Origin of the sequence: Allobosea robiniae (genome assembly GCF_900102525.1) — a bacterium.
GTDB lineage: Bacteria > Pseudomonadota > Alphaproteobacteria > Rhizobiales > Beijerinckiaceae > Allobosea > Allobosea robiniae.
Window position 1 is genome coordinate 1 of the sequence record NZ_FNBZ01000005.1, and the last position, 15,029, is coordinate 15,029.

Consider the following 15,029-nt stretch of genomic DNA (forward strand, 5'->3'; position numbering starts at 1 on the left):
CAGGCCAACGGCATCGACGAGATGAGCCAGGCGGTGGCGCATCTCGACGAGATGACCCAGCAGAACGCGGCTCTCTCCGAACAGAGCGCGGCCTCCGCCAACGCGCTCTCCGGCCGGATCGAGCAGCTCAACGAACTGGTCGCGACCTTCAAGACCGATCAGGGCCAGACCTCGGCGTCGCGCGCGCCTGTCCCTGCACGCCCGGCAGCCTCGGAGCCGGACCGGTTGCGCCAGCTCGCCGAAGCGGCCTTCCAGCAATCGCGACGCCCCGCCCCTGCCGAGACCGTGAAGCGCGCGGCCAATGCCCGCAACGGCAGCACAGGCTGGGAGGAGTTCTAGCTCCTCCCGACCCATCCTGCTTCCGCGCGCTTCCCGGTTCGCGTCAGGAAGCGTTGCGTTCCAGGGTAGCCGACAGCTCGGGCTTTACATTCAGCGTCTGGAAGACCACGCAATAGCGCTCGGTGAGCTTGAGCAGCGTATCGAGCTTCTCCTGCGGCGCATCGGTCTCGACGTCGAAGGAGAGGCGGATTGCCTTGAAGCCGACGGCCGCGTCCCTGGCGACACCGAGCGTGCCGCGGAAATCGAGATCACCCTCGGCGCGGACCACGCCCTTCCTGAGATCGATCTCGAGCGCGGTCGCGACCGCCTTCAGCGTCACGCCGGCGCAGGCGACCAGCGCCTCCAGCAGCATGTCGCCGGAGCAGAGCTCGGCGCCGGAGCCGCCCGTGGCCGGATGGAGGCCTGCGAGCGCGATGGCACGGCCGGTCTCGACCTTGCAGGCGATGTGCTGGTCGTCGAGCTCGCCATGGGCCTTCAGCGTAATGACCGCCGCCTCGGGGTTGGTCCGGTATTCATCCTTGAGGGGGGCCTGCAAGGCACGCAGTGCGGTGATGTCCATGGAATTCGAGCCTCTCGTTCGTCCTGAAGATCGCTTATGCGGCTGATAGGCTGAAAGCAGGGCTGCGTGCCAGCCCGGCCGATGCGATCCGGTCCGGCTACCACCACATGCCCGCGGTCTCGGCCGCCTTCTCCTGATGCGGGGCCTCGTCGCGCAGCGAGCGGTCGAGCGCGCGCAGGGCCTCGCGCTTCGCCGCCTCGAAGGCCGGCGAGAGCCGGTCGCGCGGACGGGCGAGCGGGTTGTCGAGCTCGTCGAAGATGCGACCGGGCTTGGGCTGCATCACGATGATGCGGTCGGCCAGCGTCACGGCTTCCTCGACATCATGCGTGACCATGACGACCGTCGGTCGGCTTTCCTGCCAGAGCGCCAGCAAATGGCCGTGCAGGCTCGCCCGCGTCGTCGCGTCGAGCGCCGAGAAGGGCTCGTCCATCAGCAGGAGCTTCGGCCGGGTCACGAGGGCGCGCGCGATGGCGACGCGCTGTTGCTGGCCGCCGGACAATTCGCGCGGCCAGCGCTTCTCATGGCCTGCGAGGCCGACGCGGACGAGCGCATTGGTCACCAGCCCTTCCCGCTCGAAGGCGGAGAGATGCGACAGGCCGAAGCCGACATTCTCGGCAACGCTGAGCCAGGGGAAGAGCCGCGGCTCCTGGAAGATGACGCCGACATCGGCGCGCGGCTCGGCGATCGCCTCGCCGTCGAGGCGGATCGCGCCCTCGCTCGGCCGGTCGAGGCCGGCAATGAGGCGCAGCAAGGTGGTCTTGCCGCAGCCGGAGCCGCCGAGCAGCGCGACGATCTCGCCGCGCCCGACATCGAGCGCGATCGATGCCAGCGCATGCGTGCCGTCGGCATAGGTTTTGGACAGCCGGTCGAAACTCAGCACGGGGTTCAGCCTTCAGAGCTTGTCGCGCGCCGTATCCTGCCAGGCGAGGAAGGGCCGCGTGATGGCGACGAGCAGGCCGTCCGCCAGCTTGCCGAGCACGGCGAAGCTGATGATGGCCGCGATGATGGAGTCGGGGCGGCCGAGCTGCTGGCCGTCCACGAGCAGATAGCCCAGCCCCTCGCTCGCCCCCATGATCTCGGCCGCGACCACGAACATGAAGCCGAGGCCGAGGCCGGAGCGCAGCGCGACGATCCAGTCCGGCAGGATCGCCGGCAGGAGCACGCGCCTGACCATGGCGAGGCGCGAGAGGCGGAAGACGCGGCCGACCTCGACGATCTTGCGGTCGATGCCCTGGATCGCCGCGGCGACACCGAGATAGACCGGGAAGAAGACACCGGCCGCGATCAGCGCCACCTTCGAAGCCTCGAAGATGCCGAACCAGAGGATGAAGAGCGGCACCCAGGCGATCGAGGGGATCGCGCGCAGCGCCTGCAAGGTCGGATCGAGCAGGCTGCGGGCGACGGGCAGCGCGCCCGTCACTGCACCGAACACCGTGCCGGCGAGCGCGCCGAGGCCGAAGCCCGCCCCCACCCGCCAGAGCGTCGCCCCGGCATGGGTCAGGAGTTCGCCCGAGGCGGCGAGGCCCCAGAGCGTGCGCCCGACGACGCTCGGCGGCGGCATCAGGCGCCCGTTGGCGATCCCGGCAGCGACGAGCCATTCCCAGAGGATGGCCAGCACGATCGGCAGGACGAAGCCGGCGATCGCGAGCCCGTAGGAGCGGTGCGGGGCGGCAGGACGCCGCTCCGGCTCGTCCAGGGCATTTGCGATCTCCAGGACGCTCATCGCCTTGGGCTTATGCCGTCAGTTGGTCGCCGCGAAGCGCCGGTCGAGCAGCGCGTCGACCGCGGCCTTCACATCGGTCGAGGCCGGCAGCACGCCGGCATCCTTCAGCGCGATCCCGGCGGCGGTGATGCCGTCGATCTGGGCCTGGCCGATGCTGGAATGGGTCAGCTCCGTACGGGTGAGCTGACGCTCGATTACGGCGTCGGAGAGCTTGGTGGCGTCAACCAGCACCTTCTTGACCTCGGCCGGATTGGCGAGCGCATAGGCGCGCGCTTCCTCGTAGGCCGCCAGCACCTTCTTCACCAAAGCCGGGTTCTCGTTGGCGAAGGCCTCGCGGACATTGAGGATGCCCCAGGTGTTGTCCTCGGGCTTGCGGTAGAACAGCCTGGCGCCGCTCTCGACCTCGGCCGCGGCCATCATCGGGTCGAGCCCGGCCCAGGCATCGACATCGCCGCGCTCCAGCGCGAGGCGGCCGTCGGCATGCTGGAGCAGGACGAGCTTGACGTCCTTCTCGGTCAGCTTGGCATCGGCCAGCGCGCGAACCAGGAAGATGTGCGGGTCGGTGCCGCGCGTGACGGCGACGCGCTTGCCCTTGAGGTCGGCGACCTTGGTGATCTCGCTCTTGGCGCCGGTGACCAGCGCCGTCCATTCCGGGCGGGAATAGACATAGATCGACTTGATCGGGTTGCCATTGATCTTGCCGATCAACGCAGCGGCGCCGGCGGTCGAGCCGAAATCGATCGAGCCGGCATTGAGGAATTCGAGCGCCTTGTTCGATCCGGCGGACAGGACCCAGCGCACCTTGATGCCGTCGGCTTCGAGCGCCTTCTCGAGGATCCCGCGTTCCTTCAGCAGGAGGCTGACGGGATTATAGGTCGCGTAGTCGAGCCGGATTTCCTTGGGCGCCTGCGCGAAGGCGGGCGCGGCAAGGCCGGCGGCAGCGATGAAGGCCAGTGCGAGGCGACGGGTGATGCTGGTCATGGGGCTTATCCCTCTGTCGATGGTGCGAGGGATCGGGACGGGTGGCGTCCCTGGCCCCACGCTTTAGCTGCACTTGTTTCGCGCCCGCAAGCTGGTGGCTCAAATCGGCGCGTATCCGACCTTTAGGTCCAATCGTTCTGTTTGTCAAACAACACGGAATGAAGCGTTCTTTTCTTTATTTCACATTTTCTAGACGTTTAATTTTGCTCTCTCCCTGCCCTCGCCGCCATGTTACGAAAGGCGACGTCCGCCGCAACGGAGCTTTCGTGACCACGCCTCCCGCAAAGCCTGTCCTGTCGCTCGCCGAGATGCTGCAGAGTCCCGAGGCCGAAATCGTGCGGCTGTTCGAGACGGTCAACCGGCGCGACAAGGCCAGGATGCGGCAGCTTCTGATCGCCGGACTCCGGGAGGTGCTCGACGCAGGGCATGCCTCGGCCCGGGCGATCCTGGCCGGCCCGCGTGGCGGGCTAGCCTGCGCACGCCGGCTCTCGGCCGTGATGGATGCGGTGGTGCGCGGGCTGCACAGCGCCGCGACCAGCTATTTCTACCCGGCCGACAACCCCTCGCAATCGGAGCGGATCGCGGTCGTCGCCGTCGGCGGCTACGGGCGCGGCACGCTGGCGCCGGGCTCGGATGTCGACCTGCTCTTCCTGTTTCCGCACAAGCAGACGGCCTGGGGCGAGAGTGTGGTCGAATCCATGCTCTACCCGCTCTGGGACCTGAAGCTGAAGACCGGCCATTCCGTGCGCTCGATCGACGATTGCGTGCGCGAGGCCCGCGCCGACATGACGATCCGCACCGCCCTGCTGGAAGCACGCTTCCTGGTCGGCGACCGCCCGCTGTTCGACGAGATGGTCCGCCGCTTCGATGCCGAGGTGGTCGAGGGCACGGCCCCGGCCTTCACCGAGGCCAAGCTCGCCGAGCGCGAGCTCAGGGTGCAGCGGGCCGGCGCCTCGCGCTATCTGGTCGAGCCCAACGTCAAGGACGGCAAGGGGGGCCTGCGCGACCTCAACACGCTGTTCTGGATCGCCAAATACGCCTATCGCGTCCATGACGTGCGCGAGCTCGTCGAGGCCGGGCTGTTCGACGAGCAGGAGTTGCAGATGTTCCAGCGCTCGGAGGAATTCCTCTGGCGCGTGCGCTGCTGGCTGCATTTCATCACCGGCCGGGCCGAGGAGAGGTTGTCCTTCGACCTGCAGCGGCAGGTCGCGGCTGCGATCGGCTATGCCGGACGCAGCGGGCAGGCTCCGGTCGAGCGCTTCATGAAGGCCTACTTCCTGATCGCCAAGGATGTCGGCGACCTCACGGCCATCGTCTGCGCCGCGCTGGAGGCGCGCCAGCAGAAGCCGCGCGCGACGCTGTCGAAGCTGCTCGGCACCTTCGCCAAGCGCAAGCGCGAGCGTTCGCTCGGCCATACCGACTTCAAACTGACGAACCAGCGCCTCGATGTCGTCGACGACAGCGCCTTCGAGCGCGATCCGGTCAACCTGCTCCGGCTCTATGCCATCGCCAGCCGCGAGGATCTCGCCATCCATCCGGATGCCAGCCGGCTGGTGACGCAATCGCTGCGGCTGGTCACGCCCGGCCTGCGCAACGACCCCGAAGCCAACCGCATCTTCCTGGAGATCGTGACCGGCCGGCGCTCGCCCGAGGTGGTGCTGCGGCGCATGAACGAATCCGGTTTGCTCGGCCGGTTCGTCCCGGATTTCGGCCGCATCGTCGCGATGATGCAGTTCAACATGTACCACCACTATACGGTGGACGAGCATCTGATCCGGGCCATGGGCGTGCTGGCCGAGATCGATGCCGGCGCGCTCGAGGCCGAGCATCCGCTCTCCAACGAGATCATGCCGGCGATCTCCAACCGGCGCGCGCTCTATGTCGCGCTTTTGCTGCACGATATCGCCAAGGGCCGTCCCGAGGACCACTCGATCGCCGGCGCTCGGATCGCACGCAAGCTCGGCCCGCGCTTCGGGCTGACCAGCGCACAGACGGAGACCGTCGCCTGGCTGGTCGAGCACCATCTCGACATGTCGACGGTGGCGCAGAGCCGCGACCTCGGCGACCCCAAGACGATCGAGAGCTTCGCCGCCACCGTGCAGACGCTGGAGCGGTTGAAGCTCCTGCTGATCCTCACCGTCGCCGATATCAAGGCGGTCGGGCCCGGCGTCTGGAACGGCTGGAAAGGGCAGTTGCTGCGCACGCTCTACTACGAAACCGAGCTCGTGCTCACCGGCGGGCATTCGGCCGTCGAGCGCAAGGCGCGGGTCGCCATGAAGCAGGACGAATTGCGCCGGCGCCTGTCCGACTGGAACACCGAGGAGCGCGATGCCTATGTCGCGCGGCACTACCCCGCCTACTGGATCAAGGTCGATCCGGAGCAGCAGGAGAAGCATGCGCGCTTCCTGCGCGAGGCGGAGGCCGCCGGGCGGACCACCGCGACCATCGTCGAGACCGACCAGTTCCGCGGGGTGACCGAGCTGACCGTTCTGGCACCCGACCATCCGCGCCTGCTCGCCATCGTCACCGGCGCCTGCGCCGCGGCCGGCGGCAATATCGTCGACGCGCAGATCTTCACCACCAGCGACGGGCTGGTGCTCGACACGATCTCGGTCTCGCGCGCCTTCGACCGCGACGACGACGAATTGCGCCGGGCCGAACGCATCGCCGCCGCGATCGAACGGGCGCTGAAGGGCGAGATCAAGATCGCCGATCTCGTGGCGCAGCGGCGCGCCCCGCCGCCGCGCGGGCAGACCTTCCAGGTCGAGCCCGAAGTCGTGATCGACAACGTGCTCTCGGCCCGCCACACCGTGCTCGAAGTGTCCGGCCTCGACCGGCCGGGCCTGCTCTACGATCTCACCACCGCGATCGGGAAGCTCAACCTCAACATCGCCTCGGCCCATATCGCGACCTTCGGCGAGAAGGCGGTCGACGTGTTCTACGTCACCGACCTGACCCATGCGAAGATCGTCTCGACCGGCCGGCAGCTGACGATCCGCAAGGCCCTCATCGACGTCTTCAAGTTCGAGGCGGAGAAGCCGAGCCCGACCAAGGCGAAAGTGCCGGCCCGCGCTTGATTTAAACGACCATAAGGCCGATATCCGGCACGAACGCGGCTGCGGCCCCGCAAGGGGCGGCGCAGCCAAGTCTTTATTTGCCGCATTTTCGCTGACGCGGACCTTCGGTTCTTCACGCGAACCGGCATCCACTTCGCTCGAAAATGCTGAGAAAGGGACGTGACGATAAAATGACGCAGAACCCTGCGACGGAAGACCCCAACCTCGAAGCCGGCGCGGACGCGCCCGAGCAGGCGGCCAACGCCGAGGCAGGCCTCGACGCGCAGCTCGCCAAGCTCCAGGCCGAACGCGACGATCTCAAGGACAAGCTGCTGCGCACGCTCGCCGAGATGGAGAACCTGCGCCGACGCACCGAGCGCGAGATCGCCGATGCGAAAACCTATGCCGTGACCAGCTTCGCCCGCGACATGCTCGGCTCCTCCGACAATCTCCGCCGGGCGCTGGAAAGCCTGCCCGCCGATGCCTTGAAAGCGGCCGATGCTGCCGTCAAGACGCTGCATGAAGGCGTCGAATTGACCGAGCGCGAACTGCTCAAGACGCTGGAGCGTCACGGCGTGCGCCGCATCGACCCGCTGGCTGAGAAATTCGACCCCAACCTGCACCAGGCGATGTTCGAGGCGCCCGATGCCGCGATCGCCAAGGGGCTCGTCTCGAAGGTCGTGCAGATCGGCTACAAGATCGGCGAGCGCGTGCTGCGCCCCGCGCTGGTCGGCGTCTCCGCGGGGGCGCCCAAGGCGGACGCGTCGGCCGACGAAACCAGCCCGCACTGACGCCGTGTTCGAGGCCGCCGGCGTCGCCATCTTCGCGCTGACCGGTGCCCTCGTCGCCGCCCGCAAGGGCATGGACCCGTTCGGCTTCATCCTGCTGGCGACCGTCACAGGCGTCGGCGGCGGAACCTTGCGCGATGTCCTGCTCGGGCGCGGCATCTTCTGGGTGCGCGATCCCAGCGACGTCATCGTCTGCACCGTGGTCGCTCTCGGTTGCTGGGCCCTCGCCTATCTCAAGCCCGGCGTCCTCGAAGGCTGGGCCGGCCGCAAGCTGCTGATCTGGGCCGATGCCGCCGGCCTCTCGCTCTTCGCCGTCATCGGTACGCTCAAGGGCCTCGACGCGGCCGTGCCCGTGCTCTCGGCGATCGCGCTCGGCGCGATGACCGGGACCTTCGGCGGCATCCTGCGCGACATCCTCGCCGGCGACCGGCCGATGGTGCTGTGGAGCCGCGATTTCTACGTCACCGCCGCAACCGCCGGAGCCGGCACCACGGCCCTGCTCACCGGCCTCGGCCTGCCCGGCCCGATTGTGATGCTCGGCGGGTTCGCAGCCTGCTTCGGCCTGCGGGCGGGCTCGCTGCTGTTCGGCTGGTCGTTCCCCAGTCTGCCCGGCAAGCCGGCCGATTAGGGCTTCGGCTTCGTCACCCGCCGCAGTGTCAGGTTGATCCGCCCGCCCTCGGGCAGCAGCGTCGACGATCCCGTCAGGATGCGGTCGATGCCGTGATAGGCGAGCCGCGCCTCGCCACCAAAGATCAGGACATCGCCCGACGCCAGCTTGAGCGAGGTGGTCTTGCCGCCGCGCGTCGTGCCGCCGATGCGGAAGAGCGCGGCATCGCCGAGCGAAACCGACAGGACCGGAGCGTCGAAATCCTGCTCGTCGCGGTCCTGATGCAGGCCCATCTTGGCGCCCGCCGCGTAGAAATTGACGAGGCAGGCCTCGGGTGGATGCGGATAGCCGGCCAGCTCCGCCCAGAGATCGAGAAGCGGCGCCGGCATCAACGGCCAGGGCTCGCCCGTCTCGGGGTGCTCCGGCTGGTAGCGATAGCCACTGATATCCGAGACCCAGCCGAGCGAGCCGCAATTGGTCATGCGGACCGAGAAGGGCTTGCCGGTCTTCGGCATGCGCGGCTGGAAGAACGGCGCCTTCCGCGCCACGGCGCGCAACTCCGCCACCAGGGCGGCCTGCTCCTCCGGCGCCAGCCTCCCCGGCCAGTGGACGACGCCCGGTGCGACGGTGACGCGGGTCATCGTCAGAGCGCGTCGAGGCCGAGCACGTCGGCCATGGAATAGAGCCGCGCTTCACGCCCCCTGCCCCAGAGCGCGGCCTTGACCGCGCCCTGTGCGAAGAGGCTGCGATCCTCCGCGACATGGGCGAGTTCGAGCCGCTCGCCGGCGCCGGCGAAGATCACCTTGTGATCGCCGACGACCGTGCCACCACGCAAGGCAGCAAAGCCGATCGTGCCGGCCTGGCGTGCGCCGGTGATGCCGTCGCGACCGGCGACGCGTTGCTGTGCGAGATCGACCGCGCGCCCTTCCGCCGCCGCCTCGCCAAGCAGGACGGCCGTGCCGGAGGGGGCATCGACCTTCATGCGGTGATGCATCTCGACGATCTCGATGTCCCAGTCGGTGCCGAGCGTCGCGGCGACCTTGCGCACCAGCGCCGCCAGCAGGTTGACGCCGAGGCTCATATTGCCGGAGCGGATGATCGGCGTGCGCTTCGCAGCCTCGGCCAGCTCAGCCAGATGCGTGGGCTCAAGCCCGGTCGTGCCGACGACATGCAGGATGCCGGCATCGGCGGCGAGCTTGGCAAAGGCGACCGTCGCGTCCGGCGCCGTGAAATCGAGCACGCCATCGGCGGATGCGAAAGCTGCGGCGGCGTCGCTCGTCACCTTGATGCCGGATGCCGGCAGACCGGCGAGAATCCCAGCATCCTCGCCGAGCGCGGCAGAGCCCGGTCGCTCGATCGCGGCAACAAGCGTGCAGCCGTCGGCCTGATCGATGGCGCGAATGAGCATCCGGCCCATCCGCCCGGCGGCACCGACGACGACGAGACGCATATCACTCATGGAAGGCGGGCTCCGGGCTGGTTCTGCGACGAAAGCAGATGCCTTCGCCAGTAGCGCAATAGGCCCGGCTCCGCCAGCGGCCCACCCGAAAGCCGCGCATAGCAAAACGGCTGGGTTGCCCCGGCCGTTTCGTATTCTCACGCTGTCGGCGCTCAGGCCGCCTGCTGGATGCCCGAGAGCTTCCAGGCGGCGCCGCGCTCGCGCAGGAAGGTCCAGTATTCGCTGACCTCCTGGGTCTGCGTTGCGCTGCCCTCGACGACATTGCCGGACTTGCGGTCATAAAGCGCGTTGATCAGGCTGAAGCGCATCGCCACCGTCGCGTAATCGGCGTTGCCCTCGTGCCAGGCCTGCGACAGGTCGCCCTGCAGCAGCTTGACGTCGGAGACGCGGTCGACCACGCCGCGGCGGGCGTTGTCGCTGAGATCCTCGTCGAAATAGCCGAACATCTCGGGTGTCGTCCGCTGGCGCAGGCCGGCCTCATCCTCGTTGGAATAGGCGGTGTTGACCTCGCCGAGCAGGCGCTCGAAGGCGTTGAAATCCTCGCCCGAAAGCTCGATCGGCTGCGGCTGCACCGCCGCAGCAGCGGCACCACCGCCGAAGCCGCCCATGCGGGCGGCAGGCTGCTGCTGCGGGGCGTCATAACCCTGGCGGGCATAGGGCGCGCCCGCGCTGGCGAGCTGCGGCTCGGAACGGCGGCGGAAGAAGCGGATGGCGAGCATCACGATGCCGGCGATCAGCGCGAGCTGCAGCAGGAAGCCGAGCACGCCGGCGAGCGAAGCCAGACCGCCGAAGAAGCCGGAGCCCGACAACATGCCGAACAGACCGGCGCCGAGCAGGCCGGCACCGATGCCCATCATCATGTTGCGCGCGAAGGACGGGCGGGCCGCCTGAGCAGCCGCACCGGCGGCCGAGGGGCCAGCCATCGACGGCGACGCCGGCGAGGACGGGGCCGAGCGCTGGAAAGTCTGGGCGCCGCCCGGCGTCGTATTCGTCGACGGCGGCGCGCTATTGGTGAACGACCCACGGCTGCCCGAGCTGCGGCCGCCGCCCGGACGGGCTTCGGCAACGAGCGGCACGAGCAACAGGGCCCCGGCAACCAGGGCGACGGCACGTCCACGATGGGCAAGCGAAATCAGAGACATTGTTCCTCCCGGAGCCCCCCAATGGGCCCACCGCTGCCCAATATGGAGAGAGCCCGCATTCCACGCAAGGCCCGATCCGGCTAACAGACTGAAATTCCTGACTATTTCAAATCGGTACATAATTATTCGTTGCGATCGGGCCGATATGGTAAACTCCTGAGCCGCCTCGCCATGCGAGGCGCAGGGAGAGAGCCATGACCGGATCCGGACCGAGGCCTCACCGACATCGCGTGCTGAGCTGCATGCTCGCGCTCGCCGTGCTGTTCCTGTTCAGCGAAGCGGCAGCCGCCGGCGAGCCGGCCGTCGCGCTGGACAAGCCGCGCCTGGCCCAGGCGCCGGAGCCGCTCTGTTTCTGCTGGAACGACGGCCGCAAGATCGCTGAAGGGTCGATGTCCTGCATCAGGACTACGCAGGGGCGCCGCGTCGCGACCTGCGGACGGGTGGTCAACATGATGTCCTGGCAACTGACGGAAACCGCCTGCCCGGAGAGCTGAACGCTCCCGCCTGAGGCCTGAGCCCAAACAGAAACGCCGCCGGGACTTCTTCCCGGCGGCGTTGTTGTCATTGCTCTTGTGGTCCTAGCGACTTCGAGACTGACCCGTTGTCAGAACGCTCCCAGAACGATCGCCATCATGAAAACGAAGGCCGCACCCATGATCAATCGGTCGAGACGTAGCGTGACACTCATCACACCCTCCTGTGTCATTGACCTGTCGTGGAGGCTATCAGAACTGACGAAGGCCGCAAGGGGGCAGCATCGTGGCGGGGCCGGGACGGAGGGTACAACATCCTTAATCAGGGGTTAAACCATTGATTAGATTTGGGGATATTCCTGACTGCGAAATTTCGTCGCGAGTCTGCTCCAACGCGGCGCCACAGCTTCGCCACGGTTCGACCTCGGGGCCCATGGCCTGATCTTGGCGACATCTGGGAGATGGTTCGAGACGGCGAAATCCGCCCTGGTTAAGGCCGGGAACGGTGCATTAAGGCGCGATTCACCACGGCGCCAAAGTTAATCCGCCTGTGGCGGCCGGAGCGCAGTCGGTTGAGAAACCGTTCACCAAGCGGTTCGCATTTGAATGGTCATGCGACGCGCTCATCTCGCCCTCATCGCACTCGGCATCGCCGGCGCAGCCGGCCTGGCGGGCTGCGGCAAATTCCAGAAGCCGCAGCGCGCCGCCTGGCGCGACCAGGCGGAAGCCGCCTGCATGGCCTCCCGGCAGGTCCAGATCTCGTCCTATGTCAGCCTGCGCGGCAAGGCGATCGACGGGCCGGGAACCTGCGGCATGCAGCAACCGCTGAAGGTCTCGGCCTTCTCGAATGGCGGCATCGGCCTGACCAGCTCGGCCACCCTCTCCTGCCCGGTCGTCGCGACCACCGACAAATGGCTGGCCGAAGTGGTGCAGCCGGCGGCGATGAACGTGCTCGGCGCCCAGGTCGTCGAATTGCGCGCCGGCTCCTATTCCTGCCGGGCGATGAACAACGGCACCAGAACAACGCGCACCTCGGAGCATGCCTTCGGCAACGCTGTCGACGTCTTCTCCTTCCGGCTCAACGACAACCGCGTGATCACGGTGAAGGATGGCTGGCGCGGCTCCCCCGAGGAGCAGAATTTCCTGCGCGAGGTCTTCGTCGGTGCCTGCCAGCATTTCTCGACGGTGCTCGGCCCCGGCGCCGACCCGCTGCATTACGACCATTTCCATATCGACCTGGCGCGGCACTCGAAAGGCCGGCACATCTGCAAGCCGGTGATCAAATACACGCCGAACTACAATCTGCAGCCGCCGGACCCGGCGCGGCCCTACGCCTCGTCCCAGTCGCAGCCGCGTGACATGGCGCCGGCGGCCGGCACCATGGTCGCCGACGGCAGGCTGCTCCGGCAGCCCAGCGATGGCTTGCGGCCGCCCGGCGCGGTGCAGGGCGGCTACCCGGTCGCGAACTATGGCCGAGGCCAGGCCCAGAGCCTCGATGCGCAGCAGCGCTTCCTGGAGCAGTACGACACGCGCCAGCGGCAGGGGCACTTCCAGCCGCAGCCGCTGCCCAGCGAGAATGCCGGGCCGCTGTCACTGCCGGGCGCGGTGCCGCCGACGGAAGAGGCGGTTCTCGGCGACGAGGGCGGCACGGGCGTCGTCGACATGGAAGGCGAGGACCAGGCCCAGCCGATGATCACGCCGCAGCACGACCCCTTCGCCTACAGCTCCGGGCGCGTGCCGCCGCGGCGCTAGATCGCCATGCGTCCTATCGGGCGCAAAGTGGCGATCTAGCCCATTGCCTAGCATCAGGTTGCTCCGAAAAGTGGGTTCCACTTTTCGGTCCGATGCTGAGCCCCACGTTCAGCGCGAGACCAGCACCTGCCGGCATTCCGGCGGCAGGGCATCGAGCGACATCGGCGGCTTCGGCTTGGGTTTCGGTCCCGGCCTCGGCTTCGGCGGGTTGAAGATGGCCTTGTGCTGGCGCTCGATCCAGCCGCTGAGTTCGGCGCCGCAGCCATCGCCGAAATTCGGAGGTTCCTGGCCCTGGCAACTCGCCATGCCGGCCGGACAGGCCAGCCGGATATGGAAATGGTAGTTGTGGCCCCAGATCGGGCGCACCTTGTCCAGCCAGCTCTTGTCGGCGCCGGCCTCGCGGCAGAGCGCGACCTTGAGCGCCGGGTTGACGAAGATGCGCTCGACCTTCGGCTCGGCCGCCACCGTGCGGATCAGCCTCGTATGGGCCGGGGTCCAATGGCGTGGATCGACATCGCGCCAATCGGAGCGAGCCATGTTGACCGCCGACATGTTCTCGCGCTGCTCGCGGTCGAGCCGGCCCCGCGGCATCGGCGTCAGCCAGACATCGGCATCGAGCCCGATCTGGTGCGAGGCATGGCCGGTCAGCATCGGCCCGCCGCGCGGCTGCGACATGTCGCCGACGAGCAGCCCCGCCCAGCCGGTGATGCGCGGCACGTCGCGCGCCAGCTTCTCCAGATAGTCGATCAGGGCGGGATGGCCCCAGTTGCGATTGCGGTTGAGCCGCATGACCTGCCAGCTTGGCCCATCGACCGGCAGGGCTTCGGCGCCGGCGAGGCAGCCGCGCGCATAGGAGCCGATCGCTCGTGCCTGCATGCTCGCCGGCGCGGTCTTCTGGCCGAAGAGCGTGCGGGCGGCATCGGGCCAGGCGGCGATGTTGGCGGCGCGGTTCTTCGCCTCCTGATCCGCCGTCGACTGGGCGAGTGCTGCAACCGGCAGGAAGGCAAGTGGAACGAGGAGGGCTGCGATTCGGGAGATGGCGCGCATATCCTGAGAATCACCGCGACCAGCCATCGCGGTCAAGCGCCATGGCTGGACAAGCGGCGCGGCGAATTGCAGCCTTGCGCATCGGCGCCGCAGAGCACCTTTCAGGGAGGATACCGATGACGGCCAGGATCGACCGCCGCAGCATTCTTGCCGGCGCAGGCGCCCTTCTCGCAGCACCGACCGCAGGCCTCGGCCAGCAACCCTGGCCGCAGGGACGGGTCCTCAAGCTCGTCGTGCCGTTTCCGCCGGCGGGCGCGACCGATGTGCTGGCGCGCCTCGTGGCCGACAAGCTCGGCCGGACCTGGGGGACCAATATCGTGGTCGAAAACCGTCCGGGCGCCGGCGGCAATATCGGCACGGATGCCGTCGCCAAGGCCGAGCCGACCGGCGACACCTTCCTGATCGTCTCGGTGGGCATGGCGACCAACCAGTATCTCTACCAGAAGCTGACCTACGACCCCGCCAGGGACCTGACGCCGATCACCATGGTCGCGATGGTGCCCAATCTGCTGGTGGTCAACAAGACGGTGCCGGCGAACACTGTCGCCGAGCTGATCGCCTATGCGAAGGCCAATCCCGGCAAGCTCACCTATGGCTCCTCCGGCATCGGCACCTCGGTGCATCTCTGCGGCGAACTGTTCCAGAAGCTGACCGGCACCAAGATGGTGCATGTGCCCTATCGCGGCACGGCGCAGGCGACGCAGGACCTGATCGGCGGGCGCATCGACCTGATCTTCGACAATATCCCGCAGGCGCTGCCCCATGTCCGTGCCGGCTCGATCCGCGGCTTCGGCATCACCACGGCAAAGCGCTCGCCGACGGCGCCGGAATTCGCGCCGATCGCCGATACCGTGCCGGGTTTCGACGTCTCCTCGTGGTTCGCGCTGTTCGCGCCTGCGAAGACACCGCCGGCCGTCATCGCCAAGATCCAGGCCGACACCAAAGCGGGGATTGCCGACCCGGCCGTGCGGGCGAAGATGGATGCGCTCGCCGCGGAACCCGTCGGCAACAGCCCGGACGAGCTTGGTGCGTTCCTGCAGGCCGAGATGAAGCGCTGGGGCGACCTGATCAAGGAGGTCGGCCTCAAGGTGGAATGATCCGGA

14 protein-coding genes and 1 pseudogene are annotated in these 15,029 nt (G+C 67.9%); 7 read left to right on the forward strand and 8 right to left on the reverse strand.

Translation table 11 applies throughout. The features are described from left to right. Positions 1 to 339 (forward strand): annotated as a pseudogene (locus tag BLQ70_RS25655) (hypothetical protein); the annotation flags it as partial. Positions 340 to 382: 43 nt separating this feature from the next. Here the strand turns inward: BLQ70_RS25655 and BLQ70_RS14580 are convergent. From BLQ70_RS14580 to BLQ70_RS14595, 4 genes are all read right to left on the reverse strand, one after another. Beyond that, positions 383 to 898 carry an OsmC family protein gene (locus BLQ70_RS14580; RefSeq protein WP_091857846.1) on the reverse strand — a complete coding sequence of 172 codons (516 nt, stop codon included), beginning with the start codon at positions 896 to 898 and terminating at the stop codon, positions 383 to 385. A gap of 97 nt (positions 899 to 995) precedes the next feature. After that, complete coding sequence (locus BLQ70_RS14585) at positions 996 to 1,778, reverse strand: ABC transporter ATP-binding protein (RefSeq protein WP_091857850.1); 783 nt, start codon at positions 1,776 to 1,778, stop codon at positions 996 to 998. 12 nt (positions 1,779 to 1,790) lie between these two features. Next, a complete protein-coding gene (locus BLQ70_RS14590) occupies positions 1,791 to 2,621 on the reverse strand; it encodes an ABC transporter permease (RefSeq protein WP_091857853.1) in 831 nt (276 codons plus the stop codon). Between the two features lie 18 nt (positions 2,622 to 2,639). Next, positions 2,640 to 3,602 (reverse strand): aliphatic sulfonate ABC transporter substrate-binding protein, encoded by a 963-nt coding sequence (locus BLQ70_RS14595; RefSeq protein WP_091857855.1) that lies wholly within the window; start codon positions 3,600 to 3,602, stop codon positions 2,640 to 2,642. Between the two features lie 308 nt (positions 3,603 to 3,910). Between BLQ70_RS14595 and BLQ70_RS14600 the strand changes: the two genes are divergently transcribed. The 3 genes from BLQ70_RS14600 (at position 3,911) to BLQ70_RS14610 (ending at position 8,074) form a co-directional block, all read left to right on the forward strand. Next, positions 3,911 to 6,679, forward strand: coding sequence for a [protein-PII] uridylyltransferase (locus BLQ70_RS14600; RefSeq protein ID WP_091858770.1), 2,769 nt, complete (start codon positions 3,911 to 3,913; stop codon positions 6,677 to 6,679). A gap of 170 nt (positions 6,680 to 6,849) precedes the next feature. Continuing rightward, the gene (gene grpE / locus BLQ70_RS14605) at positions 6,850 to 7,449 is read left to right on the forward strand and encodes a nucleotide exchange factor GrpE (RefSeq protein WP_091857858.1); all 600 of its coding nucleotides are present in this window, start codon (positions 6,850 to 6,852) and stop codon (positions 7,447 to 7,449) included. 4 nt (positions 7,450 to 7,453) lie between these two features. Then, positions 7,454 to 8,074 carry a trimeric intracellular cation channel family protein gene (locus BLQ70_RS14610; RefSeq protein WP_244512028.1) on the forward strand — a complete coding sequence of 207 codons (621 nt, stop codon included), beginning with the start codon at positions 7,454 to 7,456 and terminating at the stop codon, positions 8,072 to 8,074. On the opposite strand, the gene BLQ70_RS14615 is transcribed toward BLQ70_RS14610, so the two are convergent. The 3 genes from BLQ70_RS14615 to BLQ70_RS14625 form a co-directional block, all read right to left on the reverse strand. Then, positions 8,071 to 8,694: an alpha-ketoglutarate-dependent dioxygenase AlkB family protein gene (locus tag BLQ70_RS14615; protein ID WP_091857861.1), complete on the reverse strand. Its 624-nt coding sequence runs from the start codon at positions 8,692 to 8,694 to the stop codon at positions 8,071 to 8,073. The genes BLQ70_RS14610 and BLQ70_RS14615 overlap by 4 nt on opposite strands. Positions 8,695 to 8,696: 2 nt before the next feature. Next, positions 8,697 to 9,503, reverse strand: a complete 807-nt coding sequence (dapB, locus tag BLQ70_RS14620; protein WP_091857864.1) for a 4-hydroxy-tetrahydrodipicolinate reductase — start codon at positions 9,501 to 9,503, stop codon at positions 8,697 to 8,699. 161 nt (positions 9,504 to 9,664) lie between these two features. Continuing rightward, on the reverse strand, positions 9,665 to 10,654 hold the full coding sequence (locus BLQ70_RS14625; RefSeq protein WP_091857866.1) for a Tim44 domain-containing protein: 990 nt from the start codon (positions 10,652 to 10,654) through the stop codon (positions 9,665 to 9,667). 242 nt (positions 10,655 to 10,896) lie between these two features. Here BLQ70_RS14625 and BLQ70_RS14630 point away from each other — a divergent pair, with 242 nt between their 5' ends. Beyond that, positions 10,897 to 11,148, forward strand: a complete 252-nt coding sequence (locus BLQ70_RS14630) for a hypothetical protein (RefSeq protein WP_061968375.1) — start codon at positions 10,897 to 10,899, stop codon at positions 11,146 to 11,148. Between the two features lie 591 nt (positions 11,149 to 11,739). Next, positions 11,740 to 12,879: an extensin-like domain-containing protein gene (locus BLQ70_RS14635; RefSeq protein WP_162260105.1), complete on the forward strand. Its 1,140-nt coding sequence runs from the start codon at positions 11,740 to 11,742 to the stop codon at positions 12,877 to 12,879. A 108-nt stretch (positions 12,880 to 12,987) separates the two neighbouring features. Here the strand turns inward: BLQ70_RS14635 and mepA are convergent, their stop codons facing one another. Continuing rightward, positions 12,988 to 13,926 carry a penicillin-insensitive murein endopeptidase gene (mepA, locus tag BLQ70_RS14640; protein WP_061968378.1) on the reverse strand — a complete coding sequence of 313 codons (939 nt, stop codon included), beginning with the start codon at positions 13,924 to 13,926 and terminating at the stop codon, positions 12,988 to 12,990. Positions 13,927 to 14,042: 116 nt separating this feature from the next. Between mepA and BLQ70_RS14645 the strand changes: the two genes are divergently transcribed. After that, positions 14,043 to 15,023: a tripartite tricarboxylate transporter substrate binding protein gene (locus tag BLQ70_RS14645; protein WP_091857870.1), complete on the forward strand. Its 981-nt coding sequence runs from the start codon at positions 14,043 to 14,045 to the stop codon at positions 15,021 to 15,023. The last annotated feature ends 6 nt before the right edge of the window (positions 15,024 to 15,029 follow it).

Coding starts and splice junctions, on each gene's coding strand:
- BLQ70_RS14580 (WP_091857846.1), bottom strand. CDS start 898: ATGGACATCACCGCACTGCGTGCCTTGCAGGCCCCCCTCAAGGATGAA.
- BLQ70_RS14630 (WP_061968375.1), top strand. CDS start 10,897: ATGCTCGCGCTCGCCGTGCTGTTCCTGTTCAGCGAAGCGGCAGCCGCC.
- BLQ70_RS14595 (WP_091857855.1), bottom strand. CDS start 3,602: ATGACCAGCATCACCCGTCGCCTCGCACTGGCCTTCATCGCTGCCGCC.
- dapB (WP_091857864.1), bottom strand. CDS start 9,503: ATGCGTCTCGTCGTCGTCGGTGCCGCCGGGCGGATGGGCCGGATGCTC.
- BLQ70_RS14590 (WP_091857853.1), bottom strand. CDS start 2,621: ATGAGCGTCCTGGAGATCGCAAATGCCCTGGACGAGCCGGAGCGGCGT.
- BLQ70_RS14600 (WP_091858770.1), top strand. CDS start 3,911: ATGCTGCAGAGTCCCGAGGCCGAAATCGTGCGGCTGTTCGAGACGGTC.
- BLQ70_RS14625 (WP_091857866.1), bottom strand. CDS start 10,654: ATGTCTCTGATTTCGCTTGCCCATCGTGGACGTGCCGTCGCCCTGGTT.
- BLQ70_RS14615 (WP_091857861.1), bottom strand. CDS start 8,694: ATGACCCGCGTCACCGTCGCACCGGGCGTCGTCCACTGGCCGGGGAGG.
- grpE (WP_091857858.1), top strand. CDS start 6,850: ATGACGCAGAACCCTGCGACGGAAGACCCCAACCTCGAAGCCGGCGCG.
- BLQ70_RS14645 (WP_091857870.1), top strand. CDS start 14,043: ATGACGGCCAGGATCGACCGCCGCAGCATTCTTGCCGGCGCAGGCGCC.
- mepA (WP_061968378.1), bottom strand. CDS start 13,926: ATGCGCGCCATCTCCCGAATCGCAGCCCTCCTCGTTCCACTTGCCTTC.
- BLQ70_RS14635 (WP_162260105.1), top strand. CDS start 11,740: ATGCGACGCGCTCATCTCGCCCTCATCGCACTCGGCATCGCCGGCGCA.